Origin of the sequence: Celeribacter baekdonensis (genome assembly GCF_003047105.1) — a bacterium.
GTDB lineage: Bacteria > Pseudomonadota > Alphaproteobacteria > Rhodobacterales > Rhodobacteraceae > Celeribacter > Celeribacter baekdonensis_B.
On sequence record NZ_CP028475.1, the window covers coordinates 83,283 to 110,240 of the forward strand.

General features: G+C 58.3%; 30 protein-coding genes. 13 read left to right on the top strand and 17 right to left on the bottom strand.

The genetic code is table 11. From position 1 onward, the window contains the following. Positions 1-2 precede the first annotated feature (2 nt). The 6 genes from DA792_RS03705 to DA792_RS03730 are packed head-to-tail and all read left to right on the top strand — an operon-like array spanning position 3 to position 6,629. Positions 3-542 (top strand): TRAP transporter small permease, encoded by a 540-nt coding sequence (locus DA792_RS03705; RefSeq protein WP_107718201.1) that lies wholly within the window; start codon positions 3-5, stop codon positions 540-542. Then, positions 542-1,864, top strand: a complete 1,323-nt coding sequence (locus tag DA792_RS03710; protein WP_107718203.1) for a TRAP transporter large permease — start codon at positions 542-544, stop codon at positions 1,862-1,864. Before DA792_RS03705 ends, DA792_RS03710 begins: the two co-directional genes overlap by 1 nt. 13 nt (positions 1,865-1,877) lie before the next feature. Then, positions 1,878-2,333: a MarR family winged helix-turn-helix transcriptional regulator gene (locus DA792_RS03715; RefSeq protein WP_107718205.1), complete on the top strand. Its 456-nt coding sequence runs from the start codon at positions 1,878-1,880 to the stop codon at positions 2,331-2,333. Positions 2,334-2,372: 39 nt separating this feature from the next. Further along, positions 2,373-4,190 (top strand): feruloyl-CoA synthase, encoded by a 1,818-nt coding sequence (locus tag DA792_RS03720; protein ID WP_107718207.1) that lies wholly within the window; start codon positions 2,373-2,375, stop codon positions 4,188-4,190. 10 nt (positions 4,191-4,200) lie between these two features. After that, positions 4,201-5,076 carry an amidohydrolase family protein gene (locus DA792_RS03725; RefSeq protein ID WP_107718209.1) on the top strand — a complete coding sequence of 292 codons (876 nt, stop codon included), beginning with the start codon at positions 4,201-4,203 and terminating at the stop codon, positions 5,074-5,076. Further along, entirely contained in the window at positions 5,073-6,629 is a 1,557-nt protein-coding gene (locus tag DA792_RS03730; RefSeq protein WP_107718211.1) for an acyl-CoA dehydrogenase family protein, read from the top strand. Before DA792_RS03725 ends, DA792_RS03730 begins: the two co-directional genes overlap by 4 nt. Here DA792_RS03730 and DA792_RS03735 read toward each other — a convergent pair. Next, positions 6,626-7,519: a helix-turn-helix domain-containing protein gene (locus DA792_RS03735; protein WP_254679346.1), complete on the bottom strand. Its 894-nt coding sequence runs from the start codon at positions 7,517-7,519 to the stop codon at positions 6,626-6,628. The two genes, DA792_RS03730 and DA792_RS03735, sit on opposite strands and share 4 nt — an antisense overlap. Positions 7,520-7,573: 54 nt before the next feature. Here DA792_RS03735 and pobA point away from each other — a divergent pair, with 54 nt between their 5' ends. Beyond that, entirely contained in the window at positions 7,574-8,743 is a 1,170-nt protein-coding gene (gene pobA, locus DA792_RS03740; RefSeq protein ID WP_107718213.1) for a 4-hydroxybenzoate 3-monooxygenase, read from the top strand. On the opposite strand, the gene DA792_RS03745 is transcribed toward pobA, so the two are convergent. The 5 genes from DA792_RS03745 to pcaD form a co-directional block, all read right to left on the bottom strand. After that, complete coding sequence (locus tag DA792_RS03745) at positions 8,740-9,792, bottom strand: 3-carboxy-cis,cis-muconate cycloisomerase (RefSeq protein ID WP_107718215.1); 1,053 nt, start codon at positions 9,790-9,792, stop codon at positions 8,740-8,742. The genes pobA and DA792_RS03745 overlap by 4 nt on opposite strands. Positions 9,793-9,860: 68 nt before the next feature. Further along, positions 9,861-10,466, bottom strand: coding sequence for a protocatechuate 3,4-dioxygenase subunit alpha (gene pcaG / locus DA792_RS03750; RefSeq protein ID WP_107718217.1), 606 nt, complete (start codon positions 10,464-10,466; stop codon positions 9,861-9,863). A gap of 1 nt (position 10,467) precedes the next feature. Further along, entirely contained in the window at positions 10,468-11,196 is a 729-nt protein-coding gene (gene pcaH / locus DA792_RS03755; protein WP_009573830.1) for a protocatechuate 3,4-dioxygenase subunit beta, read from the bottom strand. Continuing rightward, complete coding sequence (gene pcaC / locus DA792_RS03760) at positions 11,189-11,575, bottom strand: 4-carboxymuconolactone decarboxylase (RefSeq protein ID WP_107718218.1); 387 nt, start codon at positions 11,573-11,575, stop codon at positions 11,189-11,191. The genes pcaH and pcaC overlap by 8 nt, the downstream gene beginning before the upstream one ends. Next, positions 11,572-12,354 (bottom strand): 3-oxoadipate enol-lactonase, encoded by a 783-nt coding sequence (gene pcaD / locus DA792_RS03765; RefSeq protein ID WP_107718220.1) that lies wholly within the window; start codon positions 12,352-12,354, stop codon positions 11,572-11,574. The genes pcaC and pcaD overlap by 4 nt, the downstream gene beginning before the upstream one ends. A gap of 75 nt (positions 12,355-12,429) precedes the next feature. Here pcaD and DA792_RS03770 point away from each other — a divergent pair, with 75 nt between their 5' ends. After that, entirely contained in the window at positions 12,430-13,344 is a 915-nt protein-coding gene (locus DA792_RS03770; RefSeq protein WP_107718222.1) for a LysR substrate-binding domain-containing protein, read from the top strand. A 9-nt stretch (positions 13,345-13,353) separates the two neighbouring features. Here DA792_RS03770 and pcaF read toward each other — a convergent pair whose 3' ends face one another. Genes pcaF through DA792_RS03785 form a run of 3 tightly spaced genes read right to left on the bottom strand, consistent with a single transcriptional unit; the run spans position 13,354 to position 15,965 of the window. Further along, complete coding sequence (gene pcaF / locus DA792_RS03775; RefSeq protein WP_107718224.1) at positions 13,354-14,553, bottom strand: 3-oxoadipyl-CoA thiolase; 1,200 nt, start codon at positions 14,551-14,553, stop codon at positions 13,354-13,356. Further along, on the bottom strand, positions 14,553-15,245 hold the full coding sequence (locus DA792_RS03780) for a 3-oxoacid CoA-transferase subunit B (RefSeq protein WP_107718225.1): 693 nt from the start codon (positions 15,243-15,245) through the stop codon (positions 14,553-14,555). Before DA792_RS03780 ends, pcaF begins: the two co-directional genes overlap by 1 nt. After that, on the bottom strand, positions 15,246-15,965 hold the full coding sequence (locus tag DA792_RS03785; protein WP_107718227.1) for a 3-oxoacid CoA-transferase subunit A: 720 nt from the start codon (positions 15,963-15,965) through the stop codon (positions 15,246-15,248). Between the two features lie 106 nt (positions 15,966-16,071). Here DA792_RS03785 and DA792_RS03790 point away from each other — a divergent pair, with 106 nt between their 5' ends. Continuing rightward, positions 16,072-16,830, top strand: a complete 759-nt coding sequence (locus DA792_RS03790; RefSeq protein ID WP_107722544.1) for an IclR family transcriptional regulator domain-containing protein — start codon at positions 16,072-16,074, stop codon at positions 16,828-16,830. A 6-nt stretch (positions 16,831-16,836) separates the two neighbouring features. Here the strand turns inward: DA792_RS03790 and DA792_RS03795 are convergent, their stop codons facing one another. Both DA792_RS03795 and DA792_RS03800 read right to left on the bottom strand, forming a co-directional pair. Next, positions 16,837-17,478: a ChrR family anti-sigma-E factor gene (locus tag DA792_RS03795; protein ID WP_107718229.1), complete on the bottom strand. Its 642-nt coding sequence runs from the start codon at positions 17,476-17,478 to the stop codon at positions 16,837-16,839. After that, positions 17,475-17,993: a sigma-70 family RNA polymerase sigma factor gene (locus DA792_RS03800; RefSeq protein ID WP_199908167.1), complete on the bottom strand. Its 519-nt coding sequence runs from the start codon at positions 17,991-17,993 to the stop codon at positions 17,475-17,477. The genes DA792_RS03795 and DA792_RS03800 overlap by 4 nt, the downstream gene beginning before the upstream one ends. A gap of 358 nt (positions 17,994-18,351) precedes the next feature. On the opposite strand from DA792_RS03800, the gene DA792_RS03805 reads away from it, so the two are divergent. The 4 genes from DA792_RS03805 to DA792_RS03820 are packed head-to-tail and all read left to right on the top strand — an operon-like array spanning position 18,352 to position 21,738. Continuing rightward, positions 18,352-19,665, top strand: coding sequence for an NAD(P)/FAD-dependent oxidoreductase (locus DA792_RS03805; RefSeq protein ID WP_107718234.1), 1,314 nt, complete (start codon positions 18,352-18,354; stop codon positions 19,663-19,665). Then, entirely contained in the window at positions 19,662-20,453 is a 792-nt protein-coding gene (locus DA792_RS03810) for a DUF1365 domain-containing protein (RefSeq protein ID WP_107718236.1), read from the top strand. Before DA792_RS03805 ends, DA792_RS03810 begins: the two co-directional genes overlap by 4 nt. Then, the gene (locus DA792_RS03815) at positions 20,450-21,013 is read left to right on the top strand and encodes a DUF3833 family protein (protein WP_107718238.1); all 564 of its coding nucleotides are present in this window, start codon (positions 20,450-20,452) and stop codon (positions 21,011-21,013) included. Before DA792_RS03810 ends, DA792_RS03815 begins: the two co-directional genes overlap by 4 nt. Then, positions 21,010-21,738 (top strand): SDR family NAD(P)-dependent oxidoreductase, encoded by a 729-nt coding sequence (locus DA792_RS03820; RefSeq protein WP_107718239.1) that lies wholly within the window; start codon positions 21,010-21,012, stop codon positions 21,736-21,738. The genes DA792_RS03815 and DA792_RS03820 overlap by 4 nt, the downstream gene beginning before the upstream one ends. 3 nt (positions 21,739-21,741) lie before the next feature. Here the strand turns inward: DA792_RS03820 and DA792_RS03825 are convergent, their stop codons facing one another. The 6 genes from DA792_RS03825 to DA792_RS03855 form a co-directional block, all read right to left on the bottom strand. Beyond that, positions 21,742-22,338 (bottom strand): energy-coupling factor transporter transmembrane component T family protein, encoded by a 597-nt coding sequence (locus tag DA792_RS03825; RefSeq protein ID WP_107718241.1) that lies wholly within the window; start codon positions 22,336-22,338, stop codon positions 21,742-21,744. Next, positions 22,332-22,997, bottom strand: a complete 666-nt coding sequence (locus tag DA792_RS03830) for an energy-coupling factor ABC transporter ATP-binding protein (RefSeq protein ID WP_107718243.1) — start codon at positions 22,995-22,997, stop codon at positions 22,332-22,334. Before DA792_RS03830 ends, DA792_RS03825 begins: the two co-directional genes overlap by 7 nt. Before the next feature lie 18 nt (positions 22,998-23,015). After that, complete coding sequence (locus tag DA792_RS03835) at positions 23,016-23,567, bottom strand: biotin transporter BioY (protein ID WP_107718245.1); 552 nt, start codon at positions 23,565-23,567, stop codon at positions 23,016-23,018. Positions 23,568-23,827: 260 nt separating this feature from the next. Further along, positions 23,828-25,081, bottom strand: a complete 1,254-nt coding sequence (gene arsJ / locus DA792_RS03845) for an organoarsenical effux MFS transporter ArsJ (protein WP_107718249.1) — start codon at positions 25,079-25,081, stop codon at positions 23,828-23,830. After that, the gene (locus DA792_RS03850; protein WP_107718251.1) at positions 25,081-26,106 is read right to left on the bottom strand and encodes an ArsJ-associated glyceraldehyde-3-phosphate dehydrogenase; all 1,026 of its coding nucleotides are present in this window, start codon (positions 26,104-26,106) and stop codon (positions 25,081-25,083) included. The genes arsJ and DA792_RS03850 overlap by 1 nt, the downstream gene beginning before the upstream one ends. After that, positions 26,103-26,933: an arsenate reductase/protein-tyrosine-phosphatase family protein gene (locus DA792_RS03855; RefSeq protein ID WP_254679347.1), complete on the bottom strand. Its 831-nt coding sequence runs from the start codon at positions 26,931-26,933 to the stop codon at positions 26,103-26,105. Before DA792_RS03855 ends, DA792_RS03850 begins: the two co-directional genes overlap by 4 nt. Positions 26,934-26,958: the final 25 nt, after the last annotated feature.

Genomic DNA, 26,958 nt, shown 5'->3' on the forward strand with positions numbered 1-26,958 from the left:
CCATGGCCGAGCGGCTTGCAAACGAGACGGAACAGGTGCCGCATGGCCGCGTGTTCCTGATTCTGCAACGGATCTGTCTTGGCTCTGCGGGTGTAGGAGGGGCGGTGATTTTTGCCGCCTCGCTCACCGTCGCAGCCTCGGTGATCATGCGTAACCTTGGCCTTGGCGGTATTCGTGGCGATTTCGAACTGGTCGAATTGGCCTGTGCCGCCTGCGCGTCACTGTTTTTGCCCCTGTGCCAATTCAACAAAGGCCATGTCATGGTCGATCTTTTCACCCTCTGGCTCGCACCAAAGACCCAACGCCGCATGGACGGGGTTTGGACATTGATCTTCGCCTTCGGCTGGGCCTTTTTGGCGTGGCGTTTGTCGGTGGGGCTTGGCGAAATGCACGACTACGGCGACCGCACCATGTTGCTGCGCGCGCCTGTCTGGTGGGTGTATCTGCCCGCTCTGTTCGGCACCGCGCTGTCGGCCATCGTCGCATTTTTGCAAAGCCTGCCAATGTTGAGCCACGCCTTTCGTGCCATGGAGGTCCGCTGATGGAACCGCTGACAATTGCGATCATCATGGTCGTTGTGCTGTTGATCCTGATCTTTGCCCGGATGCCCATTGCTTTGGCGATGGGGATGGTGGGAGCCGTGGGCTATATGGTGCTCGCCTCGCCCTATGCGCTCATGGCCTATTTCAACACCGCCTGGGTCGACAAATTCATGTCCTATGAGTTGGCCATCGTGCCGCTCTTTATCCTCATGGGCCATCTTGCGACCCGCTCCGGTATTTCCGCCTCGATCTTTGCCGCATCCAACGCGTGGATCGGCCATTTGCGGGGCGGTTTGGCGATGGCATCGGTTGCGGGCTGTGCGATGTTTGGCTCTATCTCCGGCTCGTCCTTGGCCACGGCCTCGACCATGGCACGGGTGGCTTTGCCAGAAATGCGCAAACACGGCTATTCCGGCGCTTTGGCCTCTGGGTCTTTGGCGGCGGGCGGCACTTTGGGCATTCTGATCCCGCCCTCTGTGGTGCTGATCATCTATGCGCTCTTGACCGAACAGAACATTGTCAAACTGTTCTTGGCGGCAACCATTCCGGGCATTTTGGCGGTCATTGGCTTTTTCATCGCCATCGCCGTTTACGTCCGCCTGTTCCCGAACGAAGGCCCAACGCGCCCAGCGACCGACATGAAAACCCGATTCAAAGCGCTGCGCGACATTTGGCATGTGGTGGCGATTTTTGTCGTGGTTTTGGGCGGCATCTATGGCGGCTTCTTTACCCCGGCCGAAGGTGCGTCTGTTGGCGTTGTCTTGATGCTGATCGCGGGGCTGTTCACCGGCGGTCTGACACCGCAAGCGATCCTTGATTGTCTGATCGACACAGCGGGATCAACCGCGATGATCTTTGCCATCGTTTACGGCGCGGATATTTTCAACGTCGCTTTGGCGCTCTCAAGGATGCCGTCTGATGTGGCTGCGTTCTTTTCCGCCGCCGATGTGGCTCCCATTGTAGTGCTCTTGGGCATCATCGCCTTTTATCTGGTGATGGGCTGTTTGATGGACAGCTTGTCGATGATCCTTTTGACCGTACCGGTGTTTTTCCCAACGATCATGGCACTGGATTTCGGCCTGATGCCGGAACAACAGGCGATGTGGTTTGGCATCATCTCTTTGGTGGTGGTCGAAATGGGGCTGATCACGCCGCCGGTGGGGATGAATCTATTCGTCATTTCGTCGATGGCCAAAGACATCCCGACCAGTCAGATTTTCCGAGGCACCACGCCCTTTATCATCGCCGAGTTCTGTCGGATCGCCATTCTGGTGAGCTTCCCGGTTTTGAGCTATTGGCTGGTGGATATCGTGGCCAATTGATCGGGAGAGAGACGTGAAAAAAGAGGGCACCGCCAAAGAGATCACCGACGAAAATCTGCGTCAGTTCGTGGGCTATAATATGAAGCGCGCCTTTCTCAACGTGCGCGCGGATTTGGCCGATACGTTGGAGCCGATCGGGCTGCGTATGACGTCGTTTTCGGCTTTGGCGGTGATTATTGAGAACCCTGACATTTCCCAAAGCCGCCTCGCCGAGGCGCTTCATATCGAACGCTCTGGGGTGGTGGTTTTGGTCGATGAATTGGAAAGCGCCGATTTGATTTCGCGTGGACGGGTTGAGGGGGATCGACGCCAATACGCCCTGCGCGCGACCAAGGCCGGAATGGCAAAATGGAAAGAGGCAGAGACCGCCGTCAATGCACATGAGGCGGCGATGTTTTCTAAGCTCACAGAGGCGGAAGTCACCGTTCTCAAAGAGCTCTTGTACCGGGTCAGACGCCCGGAGGCATGATCGGAATTCGGTCCTTGATAAGGGCCAAGGGAGGAAATGATGAAAGATCAAACCACGGGGCTCACGCTGGTTGAGCATTCTGTTCGGCTGGAAAAACGCGAAAATGCATCCCTGATTTTGACCTCTGAGGTGCCGCTCGACCCGGTCGTGGCGCATACGGGTATATGGTTGGAAAAATGGGCCGCAGAAACACCTGATACGGTGTTTTTGGCCGAACGCGACGGGGCAGGGTGGCGCGAGCTGGGCTATGGCGAGGTGTTGCGCCGTGTCAAAGCCATCGCCGCCTCTCTGGCTGCGCGCGGGTTGGGTCAGGACACGCCGATCCTGATCATGTCGGGCAACTCGGTGGATCACGCCTTGCTCTCCTTTGGCGCGCAATGGGCCGGGGTGCCGACCGTGCCTTTGGCAGAACAATATTCGCTCATCGAAGAGGCCCATTTCCGCCTGCAATACGCAATCAAAAAGACCAAGCCGAAACTGGCCTTTGTTGATGATGCGGCCCGCTACGGCAAAGCCATCGCCCTTGCGGAGCTCGACGGGATCGAAGTCATCGCCTCCCTCCCTGAGGGCGCGCCGCGTCCGGTCACGGCCTTTGCCGATTTGCTCAAAGGCGACGCATCCGTCGATCTCGACGCGGTCCACGCCAAGGTCGGCCCAGATACGTTGGCCAAAATCCTGTTCACCTCGGGGTCCTCCTCTGACCCCAAAGGCGTGATGACGACCCAGCGGATGATGTGTGCCAATCAGGCCCAAATGGCCTCGGTCCTGCCATTCATGAAAGAGCGCCCGCAGCGTATCGTCGATTGGCTGCCGTGGAACCACGTTTTCGGCGGCTCGCATAACGTCAATATGATGCTGATGCACGGCGGGTCTTTCTACATCGACAATGGCAAACCGACCAAGGCGCTGTTCCAGCATACCATTGATAACGTGACGGAAAAATCCTGTACCGCCGCGTTCAATGTACCCGTGGGCTTTGCCATGCTGGTGCATGAGATGGAGCACAATCAGGCCCTCAAAGAAGCCTATTTCAAAGACCTCGATATGCTGTTTTACGCTGGTGCCTCCCTGCCACAGGATGTCTGGACCCGGCTCGAAGAGATGGCCATCGAAGTGCGCGGCAAGCTGCCGTTGATGATCTCAAGCTGGGGCTTGACCGAGACCGCCCCCGCCAATGTCATGGTCCACGAACCGATCGGTCGCTCGGGCGTTATTGGCGTGGCTTTGCCGGGGGTTGAGGTCAAACTCATCCCTGACACCGACATGCGCTGTGAAATCCGGGTCAAAGGCCCGAATGTCATGCCCGGTTATCTCAACGATCCTGACAAAACCGCCGAAGCCTTTGATGGCGAGGGCTTTTTTATCACCGGCGATGCGGTCAAGTTTCTTGATCCCGAGGATATGAACCGGGGGCTGGTGTTTGATGGCCGCGTGTCCGAGGATTTCAAACTTTTGACCGGCACATGGGTACAGGCCGGCAAGTTGCGGCTTGACGCTTTGGAGGCGCTGCGTGGGCTGGTGATGGATGTGGTCATTTGTGGCCATGATCGTGGCGAAATCGGTCTGATGATTTTCCCGCGCCCAGATCACGTTCATGGTGACAACAGCTCAGAAGGTGCCGTGATTGACGAGCATCTTCAGGCCGAAATTCACCATGTTTTGCGCACCATGGCCCGCGCCGCCTCCGGCTCCGCCAAACGCATTGCCCGTGCCATCATTGTGGCCGAACCTCCCTCAGTCAAAGATGGCGAAATCACCGACAAAGGATCGCTGAATACCCGCAAAATTATCACCCGTCGTGCCGCGCTTTTGGAGCGGATGTACGACAATGAAGACCCCGCATTGATCCGGGTGTAAGGAGCTGAAAATGGTAGATTTTACCTCTGTCCGCGCGATTGATTTTCACACCCATGCCGAAGAGGCCTGTGGCTGTCATGATGACGATGGCTATGATGACCTTCAGGCCTCGATGGCGTCCTATTTTGGCGCGCCGTGGTCGCATCCGCCGACCATTGATCAAACCGCCGCGCATTACCGCGAGATGAATATCGCTGCGGTGATTTTCCCAGTCGATGCCGAGCGCGAAACCGGCTACCGCCGTTACAACAATTACGAGGTCGCCGAGGCCGCCGCCAAACATGCGGACATCCTCATTCCCTTCGCCTCGATTGATCCGGCCAAGGGCAAACTGGGCGCGCGTGAGGCCCGCGATTTGGTCGAAAATCACGGCGTTCAGGGCTTTAAATTTCACCCGACGATGCAGGGATTCTACCCCAATGATCGCAATGCCTACACGCTTTATGAGGCCATCGCCGAGTCTGGCAAACCGGCGTTGTTTCACACCGGTCAAACCGGCGTTGGATCGGGGATGCCGGGCGGCAATGGGATGCGGCTAAAGTATTCAAATCCTATGTATATTGACGACGTGGCGGTGGATTTTCCCGACATGCCGATCATCCTCGCCCACCCGTCGTTCCCCTGGCAAGAAGAGGCTTTGTCGGTGGCAACGCATAAGCCGAATGTTTACATCGACCTGTCCGGTTGGTCGCCGAAATATTTCCCGCCAATCCTTGTGCGCTACGCCAACACGATGCTGAAAGAAAAGATGCTCTTTGGCTCGGACTGGCCGATGATCGCGCCGGAAAAATGGTTGGCGGCGTTTGAAAAAGCCGAGTTCCGCGACGAGGTTCGCCCGCTGATTTTGAAAGAGAACGCGATGCGGTTGTTGGGGGTGGCTGAATGACCCCGTTTCAGGCCCCTTTAGATGACATTCTCTTTTGTTTGAAAGGGGTTGCCGGAGCGGATCGGTTGCCCGACTGGGATGATGAATTGGCCGAGGGCATTCTGTCGCATTTTGCCAGTTTCGCCGAGGGCGTGATCGCGCCTTTGGATGAGCCGGGTGACGCGCAGGGGTGTGCCTTGGTTGAGGGTCGCGTCGTCATGCCTGACGGGTTCAAAGACGCCTTTGATCAACTCTCTGAGGGGGGATGGCAAGGCCTCACAGCCCCCGAAGCGTTCGGCGGCATGGCGCAAAACGCGGTGATCGCAGCGGGCGTGTCCGAGATGTTTTCGGGCGCAAACCACGCGCTGCAAATGGTTTGCAACCTCGTGCCCGGCGCGATCTCGACATTGATGAAATTCGGCTCTGAGGCGCAACAACACACTTGGATTCCGCGTCTGGTATCCGGGGACGTGCTTTCCACCATGTGCCTGACAGAACCGGGGGCGGGCTCGGATCTCTCTCGTATTCGCACCAAAGCCACCCGTGAGGGCGATGTTTGGCGGATCGAAGGGGAGAAAATTTTCATCTCCGGCGGCGATCAAGACATGTCTGAGGGGATTTTGCACCTTGTTTTGGCCCGCACCGGCGCGCCTGAGGAGGGGATCAAAGGCCTGTCGCTGTTCCTTTGTGGCTCCGATGAGGACGGTGCGCGCAATGCGGTCACCGTGACCCGGATCGAGGAAAAACTGGGTCTTCACGCTTCGCCCACCTGTCAACTGGCCTTTGACGGCGCGCGCGCCGAGTTGATCGGCCAAGAGGGCGGCGGGTTGATGGCGATGTTTACCATGATGAACCACGCCCGTCTGGATGTCGCATTGCAAGGTGTCGCTCACGCCAGCCGTGCCCATCAGATCGCGGCGGCTTATGCCAGTGAGCGCAAGCAAGGCCGTAAATCCGACGGTACGGAGGCGGTTTTGGCCGATCACCCGGACGTGCGCCGGATGCTGGACGCCCAGAAATCATTGGCCCTTGGCGCCCGCGCCATGGCCTATCTGACCATGGTCGAATTGGCTTTAGGCGAAAATCGCGCGCTGGTCGATTTCCTCACGCCAATCTGCAAAGTGTTCTGCACCGATGCGGGAATTATGTCGGCGGATTTGGGCATGCAAGTGCTGGGTGGCTACGGCTATCTGACGGAATATCGCGTGTCTCAGACTTGGCGCGATGCCCGCATCACCTCGATCTACGAGGGGGCGAATGGCATTCATGCCATCTCTACCGCCACGCGGGGTCTGCGTGCGCCAGAGGGCCCAGACGCCTTTACTTGCTTGATTGAGCGGCTTGCGGACGGGGATGCGGCCTGTCTTGCGCTTTTGTCCGATTGGCAAGCTGCGCGTGCAGAAATGAGTGAGGGGGTGCTTGAAAAATCTCATGATTTCATGGCTTTGACGGCGGAACTCTTGTTTCAGGCGGTCTGGTGTAAACTGGCGGCGACAGGCGATGCGGAGTTGATCCGCCTTGCCAAATGTGTGGCGCGCCGTCCGTTGCCAGTGCGTTTGCCTTTGGCGGCTTAACCCGCCTCTCCCGCAACCCGGGCGCGATATGTGGTGGGGGTTTCCCCCATGCGCGCCCGGAAGCGGCGGGAAAAATATGGCGGATCGGTATAGCCCAAACGATAGCCAACTTCGGCGACGGACAGCCGGGTGAAGGCCAACAGGCGGCAGGCCTCGGTCATCACGGTTGTTTCCAAAAATTGAGATAGGCTCGCGCCGGTCTCATTTTTGACGATCCGGTTCAAATGCCCCGTGGTCATATGCAGCGCAGTTGCAAACTCGCTTGGCCCCCAACCCTCATTCAGGTGATCGGAAAGCAGCGCCTCAAGCCGCTGCATTTGCTGGGTCGGCGCGTGATCTGATGGCGCGCCCTCATCACTTTCCTCGGCCAGTGTCACCAGAAGGGCATTTGAGAGGGCGATCAAACGTTGTGTGCGAAATGTACCAGTAGACCCATAGGATTGTGCAATCGCATGGAGCAACGGCGTGGCCGCCGCACCAAGCGCGCCTTGATGGGGCGCATTCAGCCAAGCTGTGAGGGCAGGCGTGCGGGGGCCCACGCGCTGCACCACAGGAGAGGGGAGGGACAGGACCAAACCTTCGGTGCCTTTTTGAAACGCAAACCCATGCACAATTTTGGTTGGAACATAGAGAAATTCGCCGTTTTTAAGGGAGTTCTCTTGGCCATCCAAACTCACACGAGCATGCCCCTGTTCGATATGGAAAATTTGAGTCATTTGGTGGTGGCGATGCGGCGAGATCACCCAATCATGCAATCCCGCCCGGTCAAACACCCGTTCGCAATGCACCACATCGGGAAAGGCGCTGGTTTCGCCAAAGAGGTTAAAGGCAGGGATGATGTTTGTGTCGATCATGCCCGAATAATACCATTCATTGCCGACCCCGTCCATTCGGTCCGTACCGGTGATGCGTTAGGCTTACGGTAAGAAAAGGGAGAGACGCATATGAAAACCCAAGTTGCCATTATTGGCGGGGGCCCGTCGGGCCTCTTATTGTCACAACTGTTGAACAAAGCGGGTGTCGAGACTGTCGTTTTGGAACGCTCCACCCGCGCGCATGTTCTGTCGCGCATCCGTGCTGGTATTTTGGAATGGGGCACGGTCGAGCTTTTGAACGAGGCGGGCGTCGGCGCGCGCATGGCCCAAGAGGGCATCCCGCATGACGGTTGTTATCTCACCGACGACGAATTGATGGTCCACATCGACTTCAAAGAGCTGACCGGAAAACAGGTGATGGTCTACGGTCAGACCGAGGTCACCACCGACCTTTATGCTGCCCAAGACGCCATTGGCACCACTGTGATCCACGGCGTCGAAGATGTGTCGATCCACGATCTCGACCAAGCCACGTCTTATGTTGAATTCACTCATGAGGGCGCGCGCAAGCGGCTTGAGTGCCTTTATGTGGCGGGCTGTGACGGCTTTCATGGCGTGTCGCGCAAAACCATCCCCGAAGACAAGCGTCGCGAGTTTGAGCGCGTCTATCCCTTTGGTTGGCTTGGGATTTTGTCTGAAACCCCACCTGTACATGACGAGTTGATTTATTCCAACTCGCGCCACGGCTTTGCGCTTGCCTCGATGCGCAACGAAAATCTGGTGCGCTATTATGTGCAGGTGCCGTTGTCGGATAAGGTCGAAGATTGGTCGGACGGGCGGTTCTGGGACGCGTTCTCCCGTCGCATTCCCTCTGACGCCGCCGCGCGGTTGATTACGGGCCCGTCGATTGAAAAATCCATCGCACCGCTGCGCAGTTTCGTGGCCGAGCCGTTGCGTTGGGGCAATATGTTCCTTGTTGGCGATGCTGCACATATCGTGCCGCCAACCGGTGCCAAAGGCCTGAACCTTGCGGCGTCTGATGTCTATTACTTGTACAAATCGCTCATTGATGCGGTGAAAGGCGGGTCCAAAACAGGCATCGACGAATACTCGGCCCGTGCGTTGGAGCGGATTTGGAAAGCCATGCGCTTTAGCTGGCAAATGACCACGATGTTGCACCGGTTTGATGGCGAAGACGCCTTTGCCGAACAGATGCGCAAAGCAACGCTCACTCACCTCGCAACCTCTGAAACCGCGCGGCGTGATTTGGCAGAAAACTACATTGGCTTGCCGTTTTAAAGCGCGCCGATCCGCTCAACATTTTTGATCAAGGTGATGGCCATGGCGAGCGCCCGCCCCGTGGCCATCATCATTTGCGGCAGGACCATCCATTCGAGTGACCAGGCCGCGCCTGAGCGTTCCTGTTCATGTACCAGAGCGTGATGCATGGCTGAGACCTGTGTGGCGTTGAACCGCGCGAGGGTGACGAGCAGTTCTGCCGCGACGGGGTTTTGTTTGTGCGGCATGGCCGACGACCCTCCGCCGACAGAAAGTGAAATCTCTTCAATGCCTTGTTGTGACATGAGGGCAATGTCTTGGCCAATTTTGCCAAGGCTGCCGGTGATGAGAGAGAGGAAAGAGGCATAGCCTGTGAGGCCATGTCGCATGCTGTGCCAGGCCTTATCCGTGGGCGCAAGGCCAAGGGTTTTCGCGACCTCAGCGACAACCAGATCGGCTTGATCCCCAAGCGCTTTTCGGTCCCCCGAGGCACCGCCAATTTGCACTTTTTCCACATCTGCGCGCTTTTGATCAAGCGTTTTGAGGTGGTCCGCAAGCGGCAAACGCCAGGTCGAAATCCGGTCCCGCACGGTGATTTCTGTCGCCGCTTGCATCCGGGTGCGCCCCATCAAGGGCGCGTCCCCAAACCGATCTTCCAGTGCTTTCAAATAGGTTTCCAGCTCCATCAATCGTCCGGCAATCAAAAAAGAGGCTTCACGCAGGGTGAGCACCAATGCGGTGTCCACGACATCCTGTGAGGTCGCGCCTTTGTGCAGCGCTGCGGCAGGGGCTGTGGCTTTGAGTTGCGCGATCAAGCGCGGGATGGGGACGCCGTCTTGCGCCATGCCCAAGGCAATATCGGCAAAGTCGATTGTGGCGCACTCAATGGCGCACGCAGCCTCTTCCGCCAAGGCCGGATCAAACACGCCTGCCGTGCCACAGGCGCGCGACCATGCGGCTTCGAATGCCAACATATGCGCCATCTGGCGCTCAGGTGACAGGATCGCGGCCATTTCGGGATCGCCAAAAAGGCCGGACAACCACGGGTGATCAAAAACAGAACTGCTCATCGAATTGTCCTTGTTTACGGCGAAAGGGGCGGTGGTTGCCGCCCCTTATAGTTTGAATTGTGCAAAAGTTACAGGTCGAGAAACACCGTCTCACCCGCCCCCTGCAGGCGGATATCAAAGCGATATAGGCCCTCGGCGGTCTTCTTGGCGATCAATGTGTCAACGCGCGGGCGCTGTTCGATCCGGTTCAAAAGCGGGTCATTGGAATTGTCCTCATCCTCGAAATAAATCCGGGTGTTGAGGCCAATGTTGATGCCGCGTGCCACCACCCAAAGGGAGATATGCGGCGCAGTTTTGACGCCACCCCGGCCGACATATGAGCCGGGCTTCACGGTGCGCAGCGTAAACTCACCGGTCTCGGCATCGGCGGCAAAGCGGCAATGGCCGGTGAATGCCGGATCTGCACCCTCCGCCCCCGGGAACAGGCCTGTCGCATCGCATTGCCAGGACTCAATGAGCGCGTCGCGCATCGCCCAACCGGTGCCATCAAACACCGAACCGACGATCTCGATGATGTCGCCTTTGGCTTTGGCTTCATCCATAAACGGCGTCGTGGCGATTTCTTCGTCGTAATAGCCGCCATTGCCCGCGTAGGTCGGCATCAATCCGATATGGACATAGGGGCCTGCGGTTTGAGAGGCGGTTTCAATCAATGTGTCAAGTTTCTGGACCATCTTACATGCCCTCCAGCTTGTTTTCGAACATGGTCTGGCGACGACCGCGCAGCACAATGTCAAATTTATAGGCGAGGAAATCGAGCGGACGCGATTTCGAGAAATCCAACGGCGCGACCAGACGATCCAGCGAGCTGCGGTCTTTGATTGTCGCGGCAATTGGGCAGTGATTGATCAAAGGATCACCTTCGAAATACATCTGGGTGATCAGGCGCTGACCGAAACTGTGGCCATAGACCGAAATGTGGATGTGCATCGGTCGCCAATCATTGGCGCGGTTCGGCCAAGGATAGGCCCCGGGGCGCACGGTCAAAAACTCATAGTAGCCGTTTTCATCTGTAATGGTTCGGCCGCAGCCGCCAAAATTCGGGTCGAGCGGCGCGAAATAACTGTCCTTTTTGTGACGATAGCGCCCGCCTGCATTGGCTTGCCAAATTTCGATCAACGTGTTCGGCACAGGGCGGCCCATTTCGTCCAAAACCCGACCATGCATGAGAATGCGTTCGCCCACCGCAGGGGCCGCGCCCTTGGTCCAGTTCAGGATCAAGTTGTTGTCCAAAGCACCGAGTTTGTTATGGCCGAACGTCGGGCCAGTTTCCTCAGATGGGCTGCTTTCCATCGACAAAAGCGGCAGGTTAGGCGAGCGCGACACGCTCGTCTTATAATCCGGGTCATACGGCACCGGATGGATCGCGCGATTGCGCGGGATCAAGGGACCCATATCAGTCATTTTCACTCTCCTCCATTTCGGCAAAGGTTTGCTTGGCCAATTTCAGCGCGTGATTTGCCTTTGGCACACCCGCATAAATCGCCACATGTTGCAGCGCCTCTGCCACATCGTCTTTCGATGCGCCCGTGCGCGCGGTGGCGCGGATATGCATCGGAATTTCCTCAAAATTTCCAGTCGCGGCCAAAAGCGCGATGGTCAACATCGACCGTTCCCGGCGCGAGATCTTGTCCGACGACCACACTGTGCCCCAAGCCCCTTCGGTGATCAGTGTTTGAAAGGGCAAATCAAACTCGGACTTGGCGGCCTCGGCACGATCGACATGGGCATCGCCCAAGACAGCGCGGCGGGTTTTCATCCCCTGATCGAATGTCTTGCTCATGCGGTGATCCTTTCGACAAATCGGACAAGCGCCTCAGCAAAGGCGTCGGGTGTTTCAATCGCGGGCAGGTGCCCAGTGGTTTCGAACATCATAAAATCGGCGCGGGGCAGGGCGCGTGCCAGGGCCTCGACGACGGGTGCGGGCGTGGCCAGATCGTGCTTGCCAGCGATGACCAGCGCGGGCTGGGTGATTGCGCTCAGACGGTCAGAAATGTCCGTGCCTGCAATCGCGGCGCAGGTGGCAATATAGCCGTCCTGATCGGTGCGCGCGAGCATGGTGCGCCAAAGCGCAGCATCGGGGTGGCTCAGAAAATCCGGCCCGAACCACCGCGGCAAAATCCCCTCGGCTATCGCCCCCATACCATGTGCGCGAATGGCTTCGATGCGCGCAAGCCAGCCGTCAGCCGGGCCAAGTTGCGGCGCGGTATTGGACAGCACCAAACCGACCACCCGTTCGGGGGCCATCAGCGCGATATGTTGCGCAATCAGTCCGCCGATGGAGCAGCCAACGATCACAGCGCGTTCGATCTCTGCGTGATCCATCGCGGCCAAAACATCTTTGGCCAAATCGGGGATTCCATAGCCCTCGGGTGCAGTTTCGGACAGGCCGTGCCCGCGTTTGTCCATCCGCAGCGTGGTCCATTCCTGCGGCAGGCGTGTGCAAACCGCGTCCCACATCCGCAGGTCCGTGCCCAGAGAATTCAGGAACACCAAAGCAGTGCCCTCGCCCTGTGACTGGCTCAAATGCTGTGTGCCCCAAGGGCGGTGTAATGCGTGCATGTGATCCTCCTTGTCTCAGAGTGCCATAATATTTTCATTGGAAAAAATACAATATCATGCCAAAAGCATAACCAAATGAATATACCAAACGGCCTCAAACTCCGCCACCTCGACGCCTTCCTCGCTGTTGCCGAGGCGGGCACCATCTCTGCTGCCGCGCGGTTGCGCAATGTCTCGCAGCCTGCGCTCTCAAAAACCGTGTCGGAGCTTGAGGCGCAACTGGGCACCGAGTTGTTCGAGCGCACGGGAAGGCGGGCGATCCTCACTCCCGGTGGCGAAGCGTTTCGCCGCCATGCCATTGCGGCCTTGCAAAGCCTTGAGGCCGGGTGTCGTGTGCTCAGTGGCCCGTCGCACCGCGATCTTGTCAAAGTGGGCGTCTTGCCCACGGTGGCAGGCGGGTTTTTCCCGTCGGTTGCATTGGAATTCCACGAATTGCGACCCGAGGCGCGGATCGGCGTGATGACAGGGCCCAACCGCTATCTGATCGACATGCTGCGGTCGGGCAAAATTGATCTGATGATTGGGCGCATGCCGGGGTCAAAGGATATGCCTGGCCTGTCCTTTGAATATCTCTATGATGAGCCGATTGAATTGGTCGCACGCGCCGGTCATCCGGCCTTGGGGCATGACCCGGTTCAGGCGCTTTCGACCTATCCGTTGATCCTACCTAATCCGGGGGCGATCATCCGCGCAACGGTCGATCAATACCTGTCGGCGATGGGGGTGTCGGGGTTGCGTCCGGTGTTTGAAACCGTCGCTTTGCCGGTGGCGCTGACGTTGTTGGAGCAATCGGATATGCTATGGTTCATCTCGCGCGGCGTGGTGGCGCGGGAGTTGGCGGCGGGCACATTGGGGACGCTTGATATGAAGGCCGATTACATGTCCGGCGCGGTCGGTTTGACGCGTAAATTTGCCTTTGGTCAAAACACGCCTGCGGATCTTTTGGCAAGCTTGCTGCACCAGCGGGCGGAACAAATGTCCGCCCGCTGATCTTTGATCTTACACGGCCTCCAGCGCAATGGCGATGCCTTGGCCGACGCCGATACACATCATCGACAGCGACTTTTCACCCGGTTTGAGTTCCAACATCGCCGTGCCGGTGATCCGCGCGCCTGACATGCCAAGCGGGTGGCCGAGCGAAATCGCACCGCCGTTGGGGTTCACGCGCGCATCGTCGTCGGCAATGCCCAGATCGCGCAGCGTGGCCAAGCCTTGGCTCGCAAAGGCTTCGTTCAGCTCGATGACCGCAAAGTCCTCTTGTTTGAGGCCAAGGCGTGCCATCAGCTTTTTCGAGGCAGGCACAGGGCCGTAGCCCATGATGCGTGGCGCAACCCCCGCCGTGGCCCCGCCAAGGACTTTGGCGATCGGCGTAAGCCCGTGTTTTTCCGCCGCTTCCTTGGTCGCGAGGATCAGCGCCGCCGCCCCGTCGTTGACGCCAGAGGCATTGCCTGCCGTGACCGTGCCGTCGGCTTTGACGAAGGTTTTGAGCTTTTGCAGATCGGCAAGGGTGGTCTGCGGGCGCGGGTGTTCGTCGGTGTCTACGACAATCGGATCGCCGCGGCGCTGCGGGATGGTCACGGGTACGATTTCACGGGCCAGACGTCCGTTTGTCAGTGCAACCCCTGCCTTTTGCTGCGAGCGCAGGGCAAAAGCGTCTTGGTCCGCACGGTTGATGTTAAAATCTTCCGCCACGTTTTCCCCCGTCTCGGGCATCGAGTCGACGCCATGCATGTCCTTCATCAACTTGTTGACAAAGCGCCAGCCGATGGTGGTGTCCTCGACTGTGTTGCTGCGCGAATATGCGGCCTCTGCCTTGGGCATCACGAAGGGCGCGCGCGACATCGACTCGACCCCGCCTGCCACGATCAATTCGGCTTCACCCGCCCTGATCGCCCGCGCGGCCGTGATGATCGCATCCATGCCAGAGCCGCAAAGCCGGTTCATTGTCGTTCCGGGCACGCAATCCGGGTAACCCGCCAGCAAAAGCGACATCCGTGCCACGTTGCGGTTGTCTTCGCCGGCTTGGTTGGCACAGCCAAAAATGACCTCGTCAATCGCCGCAAGGTCCAGGCCGGGGTTGCGCTCGGCCAGGGCTTTCAAAGGGATCGCGCCCAAATCGTCGGCGCGCACCGAGGCCAAGGCCCCGGCGAAACGGCCCATGGGCGTGCGGATATAATCGCAGATATAGACGTCTTGCATCACAAATCCTCCGGTACGTTTAGGTCGGCCACGTCGCCATCAACATGAAGCGTTGCGCCCGTTACGGCCTGCAATTGCGCCAAGGTGATCCCAGACACTTTCTCGCGCAGGATGAATTTTCCATCCTCGATGTCGACCACGGCGAGCGAGGTATAGACGCGGGTCACACAGGCCACGCCGGTGAGCGGAAAGGTGCAGGCCTCGACCAATTTCGGCTTGCCATCTTTGGTGACGTGATCGGTGACCACGGCCACGCGTTTGGCACCATGGACCAAATCCATTGCCCCGCCGACCGCAGGCACGCCTTTGGAGCCAACGCGCCAATTCGCCAAATCGCCGTTTTGCCCGATCTGATATGCGCCCAGCACGGCCAGATCGAGGTGACCACCGCGGACCATGGCGAAACTGTCGGCATGGTGGAAAAACGACGCGCCCGGATTGAGCGTGATCGCCTTTTTCCCGGCGTTGATCAGGTCCCAATCTTCCTCACCCTCAAGCGGCGCCTTGCCAAAGCCCAGCACACCGTTTTCGGTGTGATAGGTGACATCGCGGCCTTCGGGTTGGAATTTGGCGATCATCTCGGGAAAGCCGATCCCGAGGTTCACATAAGAGCCATCTTCGATGTCTTGCGCGGCGCGCCACGCGATTTGGGCGTTGTTCAAAGCCACGTCGGAAATGTTGAAATCGGACATTTAATGAACCACTCCCGTGCGCACGAGCACTTCTTCTTGTTGAGGATGTGCAACTTCGACCACCATATCGACAAAGATGCCGGGGGTGATGACTTGTTCCGGGTTGATGCCGCCGGGGGCGACAAGTTCGGAGACTTGCGCGATGGTTTTATTGGCAGCCATGGCCATCAGCGGATTGAAGTTGCGGCCTGCAAGGCGGTAGGTCAGGTTGCCGACCGTGTCTCCGATCTGACCTTTGATCAGGGCGAAATCCGCCTTCAACCAGCGTTCGCGGACATACATTTTGCCGTCGAACTCTTCGGTCGGTTTGCCGATCGCAAGGTCGGTGCCAAAAGAGGAGGGCGTGTAAAACGCCGGGATGCCCGCACCGGCGGCGCGGATGCGTTCGGCCAAGGTGCCTTGGGGCACAAGTTCCAACTCGATCTCGCCCGCGAGATATTTCTCGTTGAACGCTTCGGCGTTGGAGCTGCGCGGGAAGGAACAGATCATTTTGCCGACCATGCCGGCTTTGATCATCGCGGCGATACCGATGCCGCCATTGCCCGCGTTGTTGTTGATCACGGTCAGGTTTTTCGGGCTGCCGGTGGCGCGAAAGCGGTCGATCAGCGCGTGGATCAATTCGATCGGCGCGCCGGAGCCGCCGAAACCGCCGATCATGACCTGTGCACCGTCCGGGATCTCGGCGATGGCCTCGGCCACGGTAGAGATGGTTTTGTCCATGAGACTCTCCTTATTCTGAACGTTGATCTAGCTTTGCCATCGCAAAAGGCCGAGTCATTTTGTTCGCATATTGACATTTGTTCTCTGAATGATCAAAATCGTGCGCATGGCGAACAAATCATCAGACACCATCTCCTCTCTGGCCAAGGGCCTGCATGTTCTCGAATGTTTCGGGGCGGAGACGCCGAAACTGTCAATCACCGATGTGTCGAAACAAACCGGGCTGGACCGGGCCACCGCGCGGCGCTGTCTTTTGACGCTGCATGCCGAGGGCTATGCCGAGTATGATGGTAAATTCTTCACGCTGACCCACCGCGCTTTGCGGCTTGGGATGGGGGCGATTTCGGCCCTGCCGCTGCCGCAAATCGTGCAGCCTTGGTTGGATCAACTGACGGAAAACATTGGTGAAAGCTGTTCTGTGTCGATTTTGGACCGCACGGAAATCGTTTATCTCGCCCGCGCGGCGCAAAAACGGGTGATGTCGATCGGGCTGATGCCGGGGTCACGTCTTCCGGCGCATTGTACCTCGATGGGGCGGGTGCTTTTGGCCGCTTTACCGCGCGATGAGGCGGTGGCGGTGATTGAGGCCTCAGACCTCTCTCCGCGCACGAAATTTAGCGTTACCGACCCGGAAGAGGTCATGGCGCGCGTCGATTTGGCGCGAAACCAAGGCTATGCCTTGATTGATCAAGAAGTCGAGATTGGCCTGCGCTCTATCGCCGTGCCCTTGGTCAACAGTCATGGCACGGTCGTGGCGGCGCTCAATACCGGCATGGCGGCGACGCAGGCCCGCGTGGAGGGCCTGATTCCGGTCTATTTGCCGAAATTGTTGAAGGTGCAGTCAGGGTTGAAGCGGGTACTGTAACCCGCCTCAAATCCGAAAGATTGGTTGCAACAGACGCGGCACAAGCGACAAGAACCGCAATTGCGCGTCGGTCGCGGCCAGACAAATACAGGCCTCTCCGGGTTCGGCAATGGGCGTGTGTTCCAAACTGCCATCGGCGGTCTCAAGATCACCAACACCGTAACGCCCGGTTTCATCGCGAAATGCGCCTTGTAACACCAGGGTCAGTTCCAACCCGTTGTGCCCATGATCCGGCACAGCCATGCCGCCGGGGATGTACAAAAGTCGCACGCTTCCGGCCTTGTCATGCTGTAAAATCGCCTGTTTTGTGCCAAGCCCCATGTGTTTCCACCGCGGTTGGGCCCCGCCCAGTGCGGCCATCACCGGGGCCGGGTAGGGACCTTTGGCCTCATACTCTGGCTCTTGCTCAAAAACGGCGTCGAGTTCGTCAAACAGCCGCGATTTCAGAGCGGCCGAGACATCAGACACGGCACCCGTTTCCATCACCACGCCACCGGCATGGGCGTGGGCCTCGGAGCGCGCGCGACAGTCGTCGCACAGCGACAGATGGCTGGCAATCACCACCGCATAGGGCTGTGGCAGGTGACCCGACACATAGGCCAAAAGAACATCGTCAGAGACGTGATGGGTGATTGAATTCGTGCTCATGACCGTGCTCCTTTCATTTCGTGTCTGAGTTTTTCCAAGGCGAGGCGGATGCGGGATTTGATGGTTCCAAGCGGCAATCCGGTCGCTTCGCTGATTTCACTGTGGCTGAGTTCGCCCATATAGGCCTGTTCGACCATTTGCCTTTGATCCGGGCTCAGCGCCGCCATCGCGCGTTTGAGATGTTGCACCTCCTGTTCAAGCCCAATGACATGGCTGGCGTCTGGTTCGGGGGGCTCCGGGGTTTTTAACGCCTCTGGCACAGGTCGCGCATTTTTGCGGAAATGATCGGTCTGTTGGTTGCGTGCGATTTGATAAATCCACGCCGAAACCTGCGCTCGTTCGGGATCAAACAAATGCGCCTTGCGCCAGACTTTAAGCATCACCTCTTGCACCACATCCTCAGCCTGCGCCGAGGAGGCCCCGGAGCGCATCACCATGCCTTTGAGGCGAGGGGCGAAATGGTCAAACAGGGCAGAAAATGCCGCCTTGTCGCGCTGATCGCGCACCTTGAGCATCCATTGGGTCTGATCCGATGGGGAGTCAGTCGAGGGGGATGTCACGTCGGTCGGCCCTTTCGCGCAGATCCGGGGTCTGGTGGAGCGCCGTTGAGGGCGGGACGGACCCGTCTTTTCAAGCGGCACCACACATGCCCCTGCCTCAAAAGAGGGAGCGGGCTCCAGCACGGATGCAAACATATGATGGTCTTGGGTCAACATATCTGGTTTACGCGGCCCGTCGAGGGATGGATCACTTTCGGTCTTCACTTTTTTCGATTTTTCTGTGTCGCCTCTCCGGTCGGTTCGGTTTGTGATCATCGTTTTGATCCAAAAGCGCGCGCGCCGCGTAGTGCTTTGTAACCAAGGAGATTAAGACATGTCATTTGACGTATCCCCCGCCCCCGTCCAACGGATCGCCATTATTGGCGGCGGTATTTCAGGCCTTGCCGCGGCTTACCGTTTGGCTGGAACGCATGCTGTGACCCTGTTTGAGGCTGAGCCGCGTTTGGGCGGTCATGCGCGCACGGTGATGGCCGGGGTCAAGAGCGACAGGCCGGTGGACACAGGATTTATCGTGTTCAATTACGCCAATTACCCGCATCTTACCGAGATGTTTGCGGCCCTTGATGTGCCGGTTGAGCCAAGTGATATGAGCTTTGGCGCGACGATTGATGGCGGGCGCGTGGAATACGGGCTGAAATCCTTGGCGGCTTTGGTGGGCCAAAAACGCAACCTGCTGCGCCCAGGGTTTGTCCGTATGGTTCGCGACATTTTCCGCTTTAACGCGGGCGCGGAAGCCGCCGCCAAAGACGAGCACATGACCATTGGCGAGATGGTCGAGGATATGAAGCTTGGCGACTGGTTTCAGCGCTACTACCTGATGCCGATCTGTGGCGCGATCTGGTCAACCTCGCCGGAGGACATCCGCGCCTTTCCGGCCCGTGCCTTGGTGCAGTTTTTCCGCAATCACGCGTTGCTCAGCGCCACGGGTCAACACCAATGGTGGACGGTGTCGGGGGGCTCGATTGAATATGTTCGCCGCCTTGAGGCGTATCTTTTGGGACGTGGGGCTGATTTGCGCACAGGTACGCCGATTGCCACGGTTCAGCGCGATGAAATGGGGGTTGAGATCACGCCGTTTGGTGGTGCGTCCGAGCGGTTTGATCAGGTGATTTTTGCCTGCCATTCCGACACGGCGCTCAAACTGCTCGCCGTCCCCTCTGCGGCCGAGACCCGCGCCCTTTCCGATCTGCGTTACCAAGACAACCGGGTTGTGCTGCATCGTGACGCCTCCTTTATGCCAAAGCGCAAAACCTGTTGGTCCTCTTGGGTCTATCAGGCCAAATCAGACGAGAGCCGCACCCAAATCGGCGTCACCTATTGGATGAACCGGTTGCAAAACATCCCAGAAACCGACCCGCTTTTCGTCACCCTCAATCCAGCCCATGCGCCCGACCCGGCGATGGTTTATGACGAGGTCACCTTTCGCCACCCGGTGTTTGATCATGCGGCCTTGCGCGCCCAAGGCGCGATCGCAGCGCTTCAGGGTCAAAACCGCACATGGTTTGCGGGGGCTTATCTGGGCAATGGGTTCCATGAGGACGGATTCGCAAGCGCCGTGCGCGTCACCGATGCGCTCACCGCACAGGCAGCCATGGCCGCGACGGCCGTCACGATTGCGGCGCAATGAGTGCCCCCGAACATATCGCGGGCCAAACGGTCCATGCCCGGCGCGGGGCGCTCAAACATGCGTTTCGCTATGGCGTGGACTATGTCTTGATCGACCCTGAAAGTCCGCTTCACCCACGCCTGTTTTCGCGCAATCACTTTAACCTGTTTGCCGTGCATGACCGCGATCATGGCGGAGTTCGCGACGCCGGGCGGGGCGCGGTTTGGGCACGGGAGGCGTTGAAAAGCGCTGGTTTGTCAGAGGGGTACAGTCTACGCCTGTTGACGCAGCCCGCGTTTCTTGGGTTTTCCTTCAACCCGGTGAGCTTTTGGTTGGCCTGTCGCGAAGGCGCGCTTGTGGCGGTGATTGCCGAGGTCAACAACACCTTTGGCGATCGGCACAATTACCTCTGCCACCTAGCTGACTTTGCCCCGATCTCCGCCACGGATGTGATCACCGCACGCAAAGTGTTTCACGTCTCGCCGTTCCAAGAGATCAAAGGCGGCTATAGCTTTGGTTTTGCCATTCACGCGGATCGCATCGCCATACGCATCCTGCATGACAATGGCACCGAGGGTTTGATTGCGACACTCACCGGCGCGCGGAGGCCGCTCACCAATGGCTCGATCCTGCGCGCCACGCTGCGCCGTCCTTTTGGGGCATTGCGCACGTTGATTTTGATCTACGCCCAAGCGCTCCGGCTCAAAGTCAAAGGTGCCCGCTATCGCCCGCGCCCCGCGCCGCCAAAAGACAGTTTGAGCGCGCCCAACATGCCCCACACCCCCTCGGCCAAAGAGGTCCAATCATGAAACTTATCCTCATCGCGCTCGTTCTGATTTTGCTGCTCGTCGTGCTCATCCTCTGGCGGCCCGGATATAATTTCCGCGCTCAAAAGCCTGCGGATTACGCCGAGACGACACCGTTGTTTGACCCACAGGTTCACCTCAACGGACCGATCGATTCAGAGGGCGTGATTTATGGCCCCGATGGCCGGGTCTCCTCGCGGTTTGTGGCCCGGATGACCGGGACATGGGACGGGCTGAACGGCACATTGCGCGAGGAATTCACCTATGCCAGCGGCGGTCAGCAGGTGCGCGAATGGACGCTGTCCTTTGATGCCAGCGGCGCGCTGACCGCCACGGCACCCGACATCATCGGCGTGGGCACCGGGCAATTGTCGGGGGCGACCCTGTCGATGCGCTATAAAATCAAACTCGAAGAGGACGCAGGCGGGCATGTGTTGGATGTCACAGATTGGCTCTATCTGGCGCAAAATGGCGTGATCGTGAACCGCTCGGAAATGCGCAAATTCGGCATCAAAGTGGCCGAACTGGTGGCGACGATGCGCCCCGCAGAGGAGGTAAAATGACCTATCAGGGCAAGACCTATTGGATCATCGGCGCCAGCGAAGGGTTGGGCCGGGCTTTGGCCGAAGAATTGGACGCGAAAGGCGCAGGGCTGATCCTGTCGGCGCGATCCGAAGATCGGTTGAATGAGGTCGCGGCCAGTCTCAAACACGCCCGTGCGGTGGTGATGGATGTGACCGATGAGGCCTCCGTGGAACAGGCCTATAAAACGGCGGGTGCGGTTGATGGCATGATATATGTGGCGGGCACTTACGATCCGATGACGGCGCAACAATGGCAGGCCAAATCGGTCTCAACCATGTTCGCGGTCAACCTGATGGGGGCGGTGTCTGTGCTCCATCATATCGTGCCGGACTTCACCAAACGCGACGCTGGCCACATCGTTTTGATCGGCTCCTTGTCGGGGCATCGCGGCCTTCCGGGGGCCATTGGATATGGCGCGAGCAAAGCGGGTTTGATGCATTTGGCCGAGACGCTTTACGCCGATTTGCACAAAAGCGGCGTAAAGGTACAATGCGCCAATCCGGGCTTTATTCGCACCCGGCTGACCGACAAAAATGACTTTGACATGCCGATGTTGATGGCGCCGAAAGAGGCCGCCGCTCACGTCATGCGCGCGATGGACAGCGGCCGGTTCGAAACCAATTTTCCACGGCCGTTTTCGTGGCTGTTTTCATTGGCGCATTTCATTCCACGCAGGCTTTTTCTAAAAATAACCGGGGCTTAGGGATCAATCTTCCAGAGAGCGTGCGTGGATCGCCTCTGAGATTTCATCGGCGGATTTCAGAGTGCGCACAATGATCGGCACGAACAACGCGGTCAGATTGCGACCCAGCCCGCGCGCGCTTTGTGCCTCACGCACCTCGTCAAAAATACCGCGCACCATTGGAATAAACCGCCAGACCAAGGACATCGCCAAAGCGATTTTCGCTTTTGGCACCCACGCAGGCGCATAAGTCAGCGCGGCCAAGATCCCGTCAATAAATTCGCTGGCTTTGGTGGTAAAGGTCACAAGGCTCGCGGCCCATAAAAGACAGGCAAATCGCGCGACGATATAGGTGGCCATGCCGGGGCCTTCGAGCCAGAGTTGCACCGCAAAAATGATCATCAAGACGTAAAATGCCGGACGCACGGCCATCACCGCATGAGACGCTTTTAACCCGGCGAGGCCATAGCCGAATGCGACCAAAACCGCACCAGCCGCCAAGACGCCCGGATGCGCGATCACAAACAACAGGGTACAATAGACGAACAACAGCCCCAGTTTCAGGGCTGGATGGGCAAGGTGCAGCGGGCTTTGCCCCGGAACGTAAAGCTCGGTCAGCATGTCGAGCGCGCAATATAGGCCGGGATCACCGCATCGGGGGGGCCATCGTTGATGATATGGCCGTCCTCAATGTGCAAGATGCGGTCAAACCCGGTGAGCAGGTCAAGATCATGCGACACCACCACCGCAGGGTGCGGCAAAGCATCAAGCACCGACATGAAACGCAACTTATTGCGCAGGTCCAACAGCGTGGTGGGTTCGTCAAACACGATGAGATCGGGACGGGTGACTAGCACACCGGCCAACGCCACCATTTGCTTTTCCCCGCCCGACAATTGATGGGTCAGACGCTCACGCAGATGGGTCAAGGACAGCTCGGTGAGCACAGCGTCGATCCGTGCCTTGATGTCTGGCTTTGACAGTTTGCGCGCCTTCAACCCAAAGGCGAGGTCTTCGTCCACCATCGGGAAAACGATTTGATTGTCTGGATTTTGAAAGACAAAGCCAACATGCTGGCGCAGGTCGGTTTTATCCTCTCCTTTGTAGCTCACGCTCCCGGTGCTTGGGCGTTCCAAGCCGTTGAACAGGCGTAGAAACGTGCTTTTGCCGGAGCCATTGTTGCCGATCACGCCAATACGGTGTTCGGGCAAGTTGAGGCTGATCTCCGACAGGATCGTGCGACCCTCTTTGGTGACGGTGACCCTGTCGAACTGTATCATCTGAGCGTTTGATCCAAGTTAGGCGGCGCGCGCGCCGATGATCGGATAGCTGCGCTTGACGGTGATCATGACACCCGCCGCGATCACGCATTTGACCAGATCGCCGGGGACAAAGGCAATAGAACCGCCGATGGCTTTGGACAGGGGCACACCTGCGGACAGGGTGATCCATGGAATGCCGACCAGATACATCACAACGATGCCACCAAAGGCGCAAATGAGGGCGGCGTGGAGAAAGGACAAACCATCCCAGAATTTTTCAGTGAGCCAGCCGATGACAAACGCGGCCAAGACCCAACCGGCCAAAAAGCCTGCGGAGGGTCCAAAGAACACCGCCAAACCGCCGCGCCCGCCGGACAAAAGCGGCAATCCAATCGCGACCAGCACCAGCAGCAAGATGATCGACAATGCGCCGCGCTTTGCGCCCAGAACGCCACCCGCAAGCATCACGCCCAGCGATTGTGCGGTGATTGGCACTGACAGGACCGGCAAGGTGATCGGCGGAAAGACGCCCGCCACCGCAGTGATGGCGGCGAACAGGGCGATGAAAACGATGTCGCGTGTGGTCATGAAAGTGGGTCCTCTGTCTGGTGCGGTTTTGATTTTTGCCGTTTTTGTTATATTTTTGTTTGGCCGCCGAAATGGAGGTCCCGAGGGCCAAAGGTCTTGGCGCCGAGTGTTACCCGGCGAAGACAGGCGCGGTAAAGCCTTATTTTATGGGATTTTAGTCCAAACCGCTTTCGGGGGCGGGTTTGCAAAAGGGCTATTCAAACCCGATAGTGAGGTGCCCGGATTGCAGAGCGTTTGCAAAGCATGGCACTGACCGGTCGTCACCGGCTCAATCTGCGGACGCTGAGAAAACTTAGTCCGGCCATGATCCCCGCCGTGGCAAGGCAAAGGGGCAGGCCCCCCGCCTGATAGGAGAGACCCGACAAAAGCGTGCCCAAAAGCCGCCCCCCGGCATTGGCCATGTAGTAAAATCCGACATCCATGGTGACGCGATCCGTGCCAGAGAAGGCGAGGATGAGATAGGAATGCACCGAGGAATTGATCGCAAAGACAAAGCCAAAGAGCAAAAGCCCGGCGACCAAAGAGAGCGTGAGCCAGAGCGTTGGCGCACCCGAGATCAGGGCTAGGCCTGCGAGGGCGAAAGGGATCGGCGTTAAAAATCCGGCCCAATGCATGGCCGATCGCGTGGTCTGCGTGACGCTGTGAGAGGCGGCGTTGAGAAGTTTCGGGGCAAAGCCTTGCACCGCGCCATAGGCGATGATCCACAGCGCCATAAAACCGCCAACGATGAAAAACGCCTCGCGCCCCCCTTCGGGTGTGCCATCCGAGAGCACATCGTGAAAATAGATCGGCAGGCCGACGACAAACCACACATCGCGCGCGCCAAACAGGAACATCCGCGCCAAGGAGAGTTGATTGACGCGCGTGTCCTTGGAGAACACGGCGGAGAATTTGGTGCCCTTTTTGCCAACGGGCAAACCTTTTGGCAAAAACAGGACCACCGAGATCAGGATCACCGCCAAAAGCGTGGCCATGCTCCACAACGACAGTTTGAACCCGACGAGGCCCAACATCGCTGCACCGACGAAAAAGCCCAAACCTTTGACGGCGTTTTTCGATCCTGTCAGGACGGCGACCCATCGAAACAGTGTGCCGTCTCCCGTCGGGGCCAAGAGTTTCACCGCCGATTTGGACGACATTTTCGCCAAATCTTTCGCCACGCCGGACGCGCCTTGAACGGCCATGACATAGACGACAGAGACGCCAACGGACCACGCCGGGTTGAGACCCGCCAGTGCCACCAAGGCGGCAATTTGGATCGCCAGTCCGGCAAACAAGGTGGCCGCCAAACCAAACCGCGCGGCCAACCATCCGGCGGTGAGATTGGTCACGATCCCCGCCACCTCATAGAGCAAAAACAGCCACGCCAATTGGATCGGAGAAAACCCCAACCCATTGAAATGCAATAGGACCAGCATTCGCAAAGCACCATCACAGAGCATGAAGGCCCAGTACGATGCAGTCACCGCCATATAGGCGCGCAAGGGGTTTTGCTGGGGCGTGGTCGAACTCATCACATCGACCCTGCCACCAAACGGGCAACATCGGCCAAACGGCAGGCATAGCCCCATTCATTGTCGTACCAGGCGTAGATTTTGACCTGTGTGCCGTGGATCACCATGGTCGATTGCGCATCAACAATGCTTGAACGCGGGTCGTTGATATAGTCACAGGACACGAGCGGCCGGGTCTCATAGCCCAAAATGCCCGCAAGTTCGCCTTCGGATGCGGCTTTGAACAGGGCGTTGACCTCTTCGGCGGTGGTTTCGCGTTCGACCTCAAAGACGCAATCGGTCAAAGAGGCATTGAGCAAAGGCACCCGGACTGCATGGCCGTTCAAACGGCCTTTCAGTTCGGGGTAGATCAATGTGATCGCCGTGGCCGACCCGGTGGTGGTCGGGATCAGGTTGGTCATCGCTGAGCGCGCCCGGCGCATGTCTTTGGCGGGGCGATCCACGATGGTTTGGGTGTTGGTCACGTCATGGATCGTGGTGATCGACCCATGTTTGATGCCAAGGGTTTCGTGGATCACTTTGACCACCGGGGCCAAACAATTGGTGGTACAGGACGCCGCCGTCACCAGATTATGCGTGGCCGGATCATAGAGGTGATGGTTCACCCCGTAGACCAGATTGAGCGCGCCACCGTCTTTGACCGGGGCGGAGACCACCACTTTTTTCACCCCGGCCTCGTAATAGGGGGCGATTGTGTCGGCGGTTTTAAACACCCCGGTGCAGTCAATCACCAGATCGACGTCGAGTGCGGCCAAAGGCAGGTCTTCGATCCGGGTGTGGCGGGTCAACATCATATGGGTGCCGTTCACCGTCAGGCTGTCGGCATCATGCGAAATCTGTGCGCCCCATCGGCCATGAACCGAGTCAAATTCCAGCAACAGCGCGTGCTGCTCTGCGTCTCCAGCGAGGTCATTGATCAACACGATATTCTCGCCAAGGCCGCGATCAAACAGGTCACGAAGGGCCAGTTTTCCCATCCGACCAAGGCCGTTGAGCGCGATTTTTGGAGCTGAGGTCTGGGTCATGACGGGGTCCTTTCAGAACCGGAAATCTGGTCGATCTGAGATTGAAGTGACAGCCGGTCCAACCCGTCCAGACGCAGTGCGGCAAAGGCTTTGATCCGGTGAAAGAGCTGGCTGTAGGTCTGCGCAAAGGCGAGAGCTTTCTCCGCCTCGGTGCCGGTCGCTTTGACCGGGTCGGGCAATCCCCAATGGGCGCTCAAAGGCTGGCCAATCCAGGGGGCGCAGTCTTCGCTTGCGGCCAAGTCACAGACGGTGAACACGAAATCAAAGGCAGGCGTCTCTTTGGTTTGAAAGGTCGTAATGTCTTTGGATGTCAGTCCTGTGGTGTCATGACCATTGCGTTCTAAAAGCGAGAGGGTCATCGGGTGGACCGCACCATTGGGGCGGGTTCCAGCCGAAAAGGCGACAAATCGGCCATGGCCCACCGCGTTGAGGATCGCCTCGGCCATGATGGATCGTGCGGAATTGCCTGAACACAGGAACAACACGCGGTAGGGGGATGTGTGGGACAAGCGAGTCTCCTCGGGGCAAATTTCGGGACGTCCGCGGCAACAATCGTTGACCAGATAGCCGACCAAGCCCTCGCAGGCGGCCAAGTCGACCTCATAATACAACGAGCGCCCGTCGCGTTTGGCGTGGATCAGCCCGGCCTGTGTCAAATCAGACAAGTAACCGGACAGGGTGTTGGCTTTCAGATCCAGCGCGGCGACCATTTCGGACGGGCGCACCGGATGGGGCGCAAAGCGCATCAATAGGCGAAACACCGCAAGCCGCCCTTCGTGTCCAAGAGCGGCAAAGGCGGTTTGGGCCATGGGTGAGTCGAATGTCATCTTTTCCATAATTCGCGAATAATAG

What these genes read in the sequence shown, in the direction of transcription:
- DA792_RS03710 (WP_107718203.1), top strand. Translation starts at nt 542, where the DNA reads ATGGAACCGCTGACAATTGCGATCATCATGGTCGTTGTGCTGTTGATC.
- DA792_RS03835 (WP_107718245.1), bottom strand. Translation starts at nt 23,567, where the DNA reads ATGACCACACGCGACATCGTTTTCATCGCCCTGTTCGCCGCCATCACT.
- DA792_RS03825 (WP_107718241.1), bottom strand. Translation starts at nt 22,338, where the DNA reads ATGCTGACCGAGCTTTACGTTCCGGGGCAAAGCCCGCTGCACCTTGCC.
- pcaG (WP_107718217.1), bottom strand. Translation starts at nt 10,466, where the DNA reads ATGGTCCAGAAACTTGACACATTGATTGAAACCGCCTCTCAAACCGCA.
- DA792_RS03790 (WP_107722544.1), top strand. Translation starts at nt 16,072, where the DNA reads ATGGCGAACAAATCATCAGACACCATCTCCTCTCTGGCCAAGGGCCTG.
- DA792_RS03705 (WP_107718201.1), top strand. Translation starts at nt 3, where the DNA reads ATGGCCGAGCGGCTTGCAAACGAGACGGAACAGGTGCCGCATGGCCGC.
- pcaH (WP_009573830.1), bottom strand. Translation starts at nt 11,196, where the DNA reads ATGACTGATATGGGTCCCTTGATCCCGCGCAATCGCGCGATCCATCCG.
- pcaD (WP_107718220.1), bottom strand. Translation starts at nt 12,354, where the DNA reads ATGCACGCATTACACCGCCCTTGGGGCACACAGCATTTGAGCCAGTCA.
- arsJ (WP_107718249.1), bottom strand. Translation starts at nt 25,081, where the DNA reads ATGAGTTCGACCACGCCCCAGCAAAACCCCTTGCGCGCCTATATGGCG.
- DA792_RS03735 (WP_254679346.1), bottom strand. Translation starts at nt 7,519, where the DNA reads ATGGACGGGGTCGGCAATGAATGGTATTATTCGGGCATGATCGACACA.
- pcaF (WP_107718224.1), bottom strand. Translation starts at nt 14,553, where the DNA reads ATGCAAGACGTCTATATCTGCGATTATATCCGCACGCCCATGGGCCGT.
- DA792_RS03830 (WP_107718243.1), bottom strand. Translation starts at nt 22,997, where the DNA reads ATGATACAGTTCGACAGGGTCACCGTCACCAAAGAGGGTCGCACGATC.
- DA792_RS03795 (WP_107718229.1), bottom strand. Translation starts at nt 17,478, where the DNA reads ATGAGCACGAATTCAATCACCCATCACGTCTCTGACGATGTTCTTTTG.
- DA792_RS03730 (WP_107718211.1), top strand. Translation starts at nt 5,073, where the DNA reads ATGACCCCGTTTCAGGCCCCTTTAGATGACATTCTCTTTTGTTTGAAA.
- DA792_RS03725 (WP_107718209.1), top strand. Translation starts at nt 4,201, where the DNA reads ATGGTAGATTTTACCTCTGTCCGCGCGATTGATTTTCACACCCATGCC.
- DA792_RS03810 (WP_107718236.1), top strand. Translation starts at nt 19,662, where the DNA reads ATGAGTGCCCCCGAACATATCGCGGGCCAAACGGTCCATGCCCGGCGC.
- DA792_RS03800 (WP_199908167.1), bottom strand. Translation starts at nt 17,993, where the DNA reads ATGCTCAAGGTGCGCGATCAGCGCGACAAGGCGGCATTTTCTGCCCTG.
- DA792_RS03850 (WP_107718251.1), bottom strand. Translation starts at nt 26,106, where the DNA reads ATGACCCAGACCTCAGCTCCAAAAATCGCGCTCAACGGCCTTGGTCGG.
- DA792_RS03770 (WP_107718222.1), top strand. Translation starts at nt 12,430, where the DNA reads ATGAATATACCAAACGGCCTCAAACTCCGCCACCTCGACGCCTTCCTC.
- DA792_RS03745 (WP_107718215.1), bottom strand. Translation starts at nt 9,792, where the DNA reads ATGAGCAGTTCTGTTTTTGATCACCCGTGGTTGTCCGGCCTTTTTGGC.
- pcaC (WP_107718218.1), bottom strand. Translation starts at nt 11,575, where the DNA reads ATGAGCAAGACATTCGATCAGGGGATGAAAACCCGCCGCGCTGTCTTG.
- DA792_RS03780 (WP_107718225.1), bottom strand. Translation starts at nt 15,245, where the DNA reads ATGTCCGATTTCAACATTTCCGACGTGGCTTTGAACAACGCCCAAATC.
- DA792_RS03815 (WP_107718238.1), top strand. Translation starts at nt 20,450, where the DNA reads ATGAAACTTATCCTCATCGCGCTCGTTCTGATTTTGCTGCTCGTCGTG.
- DA792_RS03820 (WP_107718239.1), top strand. Translation starts at nt 21,010, where the DNA reads ATGACCTATCAGGGCAAGACCTATTGGATCATCGGCGCCAGCGAAGGG.
- DA792_RS03805 (WP_107718234.1), top strand. Translation starts at nt 18,352, where the DNA reads ATGTCATTTGACGTATCCCCCGCCCCCGTCCAACGGATCGCCATTATT.
- DA792_RS03720 (WP_107718207.1), top strand. Translation starts at nt 2,373, where the DNA reads ATGAAAGATCAAACCACGGGGCTCACGCTGGTTGAGCATTCTGTTCGG.
- pobA (WP_107718213.1), top strand. Translation starts at nt 7,574, where the DNA reads ATGAAAACCCAAGTTGCCATTATTGGCGGGGGCCCGTCGGGCCTCTTA.
- DA792_RS03785 (WP_107718227.1), bottom strand. Translation starts at nt 15,965, where the DNA reads ATGGACAAAACCATCTCTACCGTGGCCGAGGCCATCGCCGAGATCCCG.
- DA792_RS03855 (WP_254679347.1), bottom strand. Translation starts at nt 26,933, where the DNA reads ATGACATTCGACTCACCCATGGCCCAAACCGCCTTTGCCGCTCTTGGA.